Origin of the sequence: Dietzia sp. Die43 (assembly GCF_024519835.1) — a bacterium.
GTDB classification, from domain to species: Bacteria; Actinomycetota; Actinomycetes; order Mycobacteriales; family Mycobacteriaceae; genus Dietzia; species Dietzia kunjamensis.
This window is the reverse complement of record NZ_JALJRF010000033.1, coordinates 1-5,559: the sequence shown is the minus strand read 5'-3', so window position 1 is coordinate 5,559 and position 5,559 is coordinate 1. Positions and strand designations below refer to the sequence as shown.

Here is a 5,559-nt window from a genome sequence, read left to right as displayed (position 1 = left end):
AGGAGCTTGAGGATCACTTCGGCCGCCGCGGCAACGTGATTGCCGACGACGGCGTTGTTTGGGACGCCTTTCGGAAAGCGCGGTTCTGATGATCGGGTAGCGGTCGGACGGGTATCGGATAGCGGAGTTCACCCGTCCGACCGCTGGGCCGCTATGGCGTTGCCGTGGCGAGGTGTCGTCTCATGTTCGGGCCGTCGAGGGCGATGATCTCGGCGCCGGCGACGATCCGGTTGAGGATCGATTCGGCGATGACCGCGTCTTGGAGCGACTTGTACCAATCTGGCGGATCGAACTGCGAGGTCACCAGCGTCGAGCCCCGCCCCTCCCGAGCGGCAAGGATGTTGAGCAGCTCCGCCGCGGTGTGCGGGGGCCACCGGCGTGGTCAGGAAATCGTCCAGCACTAGCAGGTCGCAGTTGTGCAGATCAGTGAGGAAGTCCAGCCTGCGCTGCGAGGTCGGCTCCAGCACGGCGAGCCGGTTGGCCAGGTCGTCGAGCCGGAAGAACCTCGCGGTGTAGTACTTTCGGCACGCGGCATTGAGAAGCGCCTGGGCGAGGTAGGTCTTGCCCACGCTGGATTGGCCGAGCACGACGAGATTGCGAGTGGCGTCGATCCATTGACAGCTGGAAAGTCGTGCGATTAGCTCGCGGTTGACGTTGCGGTCAGGCAGGTAGCGGATCTCTTCTACGCAGGCGTCAGGGTTTGGCGATCTTTCAGGCCTTGAGTAGTTTCTGGGTCCGGCGTTCCTGCCTGGCCGTGATCTCTTTGTCCAGGGCGTGGAAGATCTTCTCCGAGAAGGTCCACTCGTCGCAGGCGGGATCGTTGGCCAGGTCAATGACGGTCTGGCCGAACGCGGTCATCCGCAGCTGCGTGAACAGCGGCATGTCGGCGTCGGTGAGATGACGATCAGTCACTGCAGCTCCTCCTGCCCCGCAGTGCCGCTGCTCGGGCCTCCGGTGAGGGCGGCGAGGCTGAACTGCTCGGGCCCGGCCAGATGCGCCCCGGTGGTATCTCGCCGACCCGGCGGCGGCTCCAGCCGGTCCGTCGTAGCCGCCACCGCCGGCTGCGTGGTGGTGGGCCGGGCGGCGGCCTGGGTCCTCAGGGCCGCCAGCTGCTGCTTGACGGCGGTGTAGCTGATCGCCCGGCGTGAGGTCTCGGAGACGAGTTGGCCACAGGCCCGCTCGAGCAGCATCTTGTTGTCCCCGCGGGCCAGGGCGAGGATGTTCTGGCACGAACGGTAGCCCTGAGCCTCGATCCGCTGGCGATCCAGGACCTCACTGATCGCAGCCACGGTGTGCGGTCCGATCTTGTGGGCCTGGCGCACGAAATACGCCCGCGACCACAGGTCCGATGACTGCAGATGCTGCGCGGGAACATGGTCGGGATCGGTGACGAAGGCGTGCCGCCTACCGGAGACGGTGTGGGAGGCGATGATCTCGCCGCCAGCCATGACCACCAGTGTGGGGCCGGTGATCTTCACGTCGACGTGCTGGCCGGTGAAGGTGTAGGGCACCGAGTACTTCACCGTGGCGATCTCCACGTGATAGTCCCGGTTGACCTTGGACTTCTTCCAGATGACCGGCTGCCAGCGGACCTCGGGCAGAGCGATCAGCTCCGACTGCTCGTGCTCGGTGAACAGCTCGCGGCGGCTGGTCTTCTGGCCGCGGAACGGGATCCGGTCGTTGATCGCCTCCACCTCGGCGGCGATCGCCTCGTTCAGATCGTCCAGGCTGGCGAAGCGCCGATCGGCCAGCCGTCCGATCACCCAGTTCGTCACCACCTTCACCCCGGCCTCGACGTTGCCCTTGTCCGTCGGGCGCACCGGCCGAGTGGGCACGGCGGCGGTGTGGTGGTACTCGAGGAAGTCACGGTATTCACGGTTGACCTCGCGGGCCCGGTCGCCGCGGGCGATCTGGTTCGATGCCGTCGATGAGTATTTGGAGGCTTGGGGGCCACCGGATATTGCGTTTGGGGGCCAGCAGTATTGCCGTTGGGGGCCGGTGATCGCGTCTGTGGGGACCACCGGCCCCGTCTCGGGGATTATTTACTGACTCCCGGCAGCGGCCGCATGCTCGCGCATGTTGTGGGTGCCGGTGTCGATCCAGATGGTGTTGTGCACGATGCGGTCCATGACGGCGTCGGCGTGTACTCCGGAGCCCAGGCGCTGGTGCCAGTCCTTCTTGGAATACTGGGTGCAGAACACGGTCGACCCGGTGTCGTAGCGTCGTTCAAGGAGCTCGAGGAGCATTCTGCTGATCGTCTCGTCGGGGTGGTCTAGGAGCCATTCGTCGATCACCAGCAGGGAGAACGCGGCGTACTTTTTGAGGAATTTGTTCTGGCCTTGGGGTCGGTCTTTGGCCAGGGCCCAGGCTTCTTCGAGGTCGGGCATTCGGATGTAGTGCGCCCGGAAGCGGTGCTGGCATGCCTGCTTGGCCAGGGCACAGCCGAGGTAGGACTTGCCCGAGCCGGTGAAGCCCTGGAAGACGACGTTCTGTTGGCGCTGGATGAACGAGCAGGTGGCCAGCTGCGCGAGGACGGCGCGGTCCAGGCCGCGTTCCTCGACCAGATCCACGCGCCGCAGATCGGCTGCTGGGTAGCGCAGGTTGGCCCGGCGGATGAGTCCGTCGATCTTGGAGTGGTTGAAGCTCTCGTGGGCGTGGTCGACGACCAGCTGCAGGCGCTCGCCGAAGTTCATGCCGACCACGTGGTCGTCGTGTTGCGCTTCGATCGCCTCGAGCAGTGGCTGGGCGCCCATCTCGCGGAGCTTGCGCTTGGTCTCGCTATCGATGCTGCTCATCGGGTGCTCCTGGCGTAGTAGTCGGCGCCGCGGACGTACCCGCCGGCCTGTTCGGGCTTCGTGCGTGGCTGTAGGGCGGCGGTCTTGTCTTGGCCGGTGGCCAGGATCGGGTGGATATGCGCGTAGCGGGGCGAGCGCACGGGCCCGGTCAGCGCCAGGGCGCAGGCGGCTTCGACGCGCTCGGCTGAGAACCGCCGCGAAAGGCGCAGCACCGCCAGGGCGGCGTCGAGGCCCTGTTCGTCGACGGGTACGGATTCGAAGATCCGGTTGATCACGATGACCGCCGCTGGCCCCACCCGCTCGGCCCACTCCCGTACCCGGGGTGCATCCCACTGTTGGTACTGGCGGCCGGCCGGCAGGTCGGCGTCGTTGGTGCGGTACTGCCCGGCGGCTCCAGCTGGGAGCAGCAGGTGGCTGGAGATCCGCTCGGTGCCGCGGTAGATCTCCAGCGTGCGGGCGGTGATCCGCACATCGACCTTGGTACCGATGTGCGCCAGCGGGGCGGAGTAGAAGTTCCGCTCGAACACCACGTGCCCGTTGCGGCCGACCCGGCGGCCGTAGAGCCACCGGCTGATCTCGAACGCCACCGCGGGCAGCGGCGTGAGTAGCGGCCGCTCCTCGGCGGTAAACACGCTCAGTCTCGAGCCGGGGCGTTTCTGGAACGGTTCGCGGTTGTAGGCGTCCATCCGCTCACCGATCGCCTCTGCCAGTTCGGGCACCGTGTGAAACGTCCGGTCCCGCAGGCCGGCAATCACCCAGGTCGCGACGTGCGCCACGGTGTTCTCGGTGCTGGCCTTGTCTTTCGGGCGCCGTATCCGTCCTGGTAGAACGGCTGCTGAGTAGTGGGCGGCCATCTCCCGGTAGGCGTCGTTGAGGACGATCTCCCCGTCGCGGGGGTGCTTGACCACGCCGGTCTTGAGGTTGTCGCACACGATCCGCGGTACCGACCCGCCGATGGCGTCGAACATCGCCACGTGAGCCCGAAGCCACGCGTCCTGCTGCATGTCGGTGCTGGGCCAGACGAACGCGTACCGGCTGAACGGCAGGCACGCCACGAACAGGTACACCTTCCGCGTCGCCCCGGTGACCGGGTCGGTCACCTCCATCCGTGGGGCCGGACCAGTCGACCTCGACCGTCTGGCCGGCCTTGTGCCCGACGCGGGAGGCGGCGCCGGTGACCATCACGTGTCGCTGGTAGGTCTTGCACCACCGGTCATATCCCATCGCCGGCGCTTTCGCGTGGGCGCAGCGGTCGGTGTACTCGCCGTGCAGCAGCTTGAGCGTGACCCCGACCCGGGCCATCTCGCGGTGGACCTGTTCCCAGTCCGGCTGGGCGAACACGCTCTCGTGCTCCCCGCGGCCCGGGAACAGGCGGGCGTACACCTGCTCGTCAGTGAGCTCGGCGACGTCGTCCCAGCTCGTCTCGGTCGCATCGGCGGCCTCCAGCACCGCGGTGATGCTCTTGCGGGACATGCCCTGCGAGGCGGCAATTGCCCGCCCGGACAGGCCTTCGGCGCTAAGCTGCAACACGAGCTTCGCCCTGATCTTCCGTACAGTCACGGATTGCTCCTTCCGCCGCGTGCCCTATACACGCGGCGGAAGGAGCCTAGAAGCGGGTGGCCCCCACGGGCGCTACTGCTGGCCCCCAAGCGCAATATTCGCGATCCCGGCCACTGGCCCCCGGAGGCAATACCGGTGGACCCCAGTGAGACGAATATTCAGTCGAGGCGTTGTCCGGGACGATCACTTGCGCCGCGCCGCCGAAGTACTCGAAGGCCTGCAGGTGCGCGTCGAGCCAGTTCGCCATCTTCTCGTCCACGCAGCCGCACGCGAAGACCATCCCCGAGTACGGCAGCGACGCAACGAACACCGAGACCGTGGTCTTGGTACCGAGGACGGGGTCGAAGATCGCCATCTTTGTGCCCGCCCAGTCGACCTGCATCGTGTGCCCGGGCACGTGCGCGATCCGCATCGTCAGCTCGTTGACCTCGACGTACTCGCCGACGATCTGGCAGAACCGCTGATAGCTGTAGTGCCGCTGCCCCGGCGATCCGTCGCTGTCGAGGTAGTTGGCCCACAGCACCCGCAGCGGCAGCTTGTTCTTGCCCGTGCGCTTCTTCACGGTCGCCGCCACGTCGAAGGCGACGAACTCCTTCGACGGCGTCTTGCGCCCATCTGCGAACAAGACGTCGATCTCCTCGCCGCTGAGCGCCTCGACCTGGCTCGTGGCGGTCAACCCGTGCTCGTGGCAGACCTTCTTCGCCTTCGCGACAGTGCGATGCGAGCAACCCGCGATCGCCTCGATGTCCCGGTAGGACCTGTCCTGCAGCAGTAGCGACATCACCAATCGGTAATCAGTCACCCGTGCCTCCTGTTCGGATCCACGCGCAGCCTTGTTGCCACGCGTAGAACCGACACGAGCACACGAGGACCGGCACCGCTATCCGATGCTCATACTCGCGCTACCCGATCATCAGAACCCTGCTTTCCGAAGCACGTCCCTAACAGGCGTCGTGGAGCTGATCCGCCCAATGGGACAGGGCCGGGACCGGCGAGACCGGCGGGTGGTGTGGCACTACAAATGGGAGCGGGCCAAGCGAGACCGGCGGACGCTGAACGCGCAGATCGACCGCGCCCAACGCGTGGCCGACCGGGCAGAACCACTCAAGAAGCAGCGGTTCGTCAAGGTCACCGACCAGAAGGTAATCCGGCCCTTCCGGATTCAGAGTGCATTGATCCGATCCCGCAGCTGTCCGGAGTGAAT

6 protein-coding genes and 2 pseudogenes are annotated in these 5,559 nt (G+C 66.3%); 1 reads left to right on the top strand and 7 read right to left on the bottom strand.

The genetic code is table 11. The features are described 5' to 3' along the window. Positions 1–151: 151 nt before the first annotated feature. From NR111_RS17880 to NR111_RS17850, 7 genes and pseudogenes are all read right to left on the bottom strand, one after another. Positions 152–304, bottom strand: coding sequence for an ATP-binding protein (locus tag NR111_RS17880; protein WP_256821584.1), 153 nt, complete (start codon positions 302–304; stop codon positions 152–154). Positions 305–434: 130 nt separating this feature from the next. After that, positions 435–638 (bottom strand): annotated as a pseudogene (locus NR111_RS18740) (ATP-binding protein); the annotation flags it as partial. A 73-nt stretch (positions 639–711) separates the two neighbouring features. Then, positions 712–912, bottom strand: a complete 201-nt coding sequence (locus NR111_RS18735; protein ID WP_223210114.1) for a hypothetical protein — start codon at positions 910–912, stop codon at positions 712–714. Beyond that, entirely contained in the window at positions 909–2,021 is a 1,113-nt protein-coding gene (locus NR111_RS17865) for a hypothetical protein (protein ID WP_256821583.1), read from the bottom strand. The genes NR111_RS18735 and NR111_RS17865 overlap by 4 nt, the downstream gene beginning before the upstream one ends. A gap of 21 nt (positions 2,022–2,042) precedes the next feature. Continuing rightward, positions 2,043–2,795, bottom strand: a complete 753-nt coding sequence (locus NR111_RS17860; RefSeq protein WP_067717476.1) for an ATP-binding protein — start codon at positions 2,793–2,795, stop codon at positions 2,043–2,045. Then, positions 2,792–4,355: pseudogene (istA, locus tag NR111_RS17855) on the bottom strand (IS21 family transposase). Before istA ends, NR111_RS17860 begins: the two are co-directional and overlap by 4 nt. Before the next feature lie 46 nt (positions 4,356–4,401). Further along, on the bottom strand, positions 4,402–5,157 hold the full coding sequence (locus NR111_RS17850; protein ID WP_256821582.1) for a hypothetical protein: 756 nt from the start codon (positions 5,155–5,157) through the stop codon (positions 4,402–4,404). A gap of 169 nt (positions 5,158–5,326) precedes the next feature. On the opposite strand from NR111_RS17850, the gene NR111_RS17845 reads away from it, so the two are divergent. Further along, complete coding sequence (locus NR111_RS17845; protein WP_256821581.1) at positions 5,327–5,557, top strand: hypothetical protein; 231 nt, start codon at positions 5,327–5,329, stop codon at positions 5,555–5,557. The last annotated feature ends 2 nt before the right edge of the window (positions 5,558–5,559 follow it).

Excerpts from the sequence above, each read along its gene's own strand:
- NR111_RS17860 (WP_067717476.1), bottom strand. The coding sequence starts at position 2,795 with ATGAGCAGCATCGATAGCGAGACCAAGCGCAAGCTCCGCGAGATGGGC.
- NR111_RS17845 (WP_256821581.1), top strand. The coding sequence starts at position 5,327 with ATGGGACAGGGCCGGGACCGGCGAGACCGGCGGGTGGTGTGGCACTAC.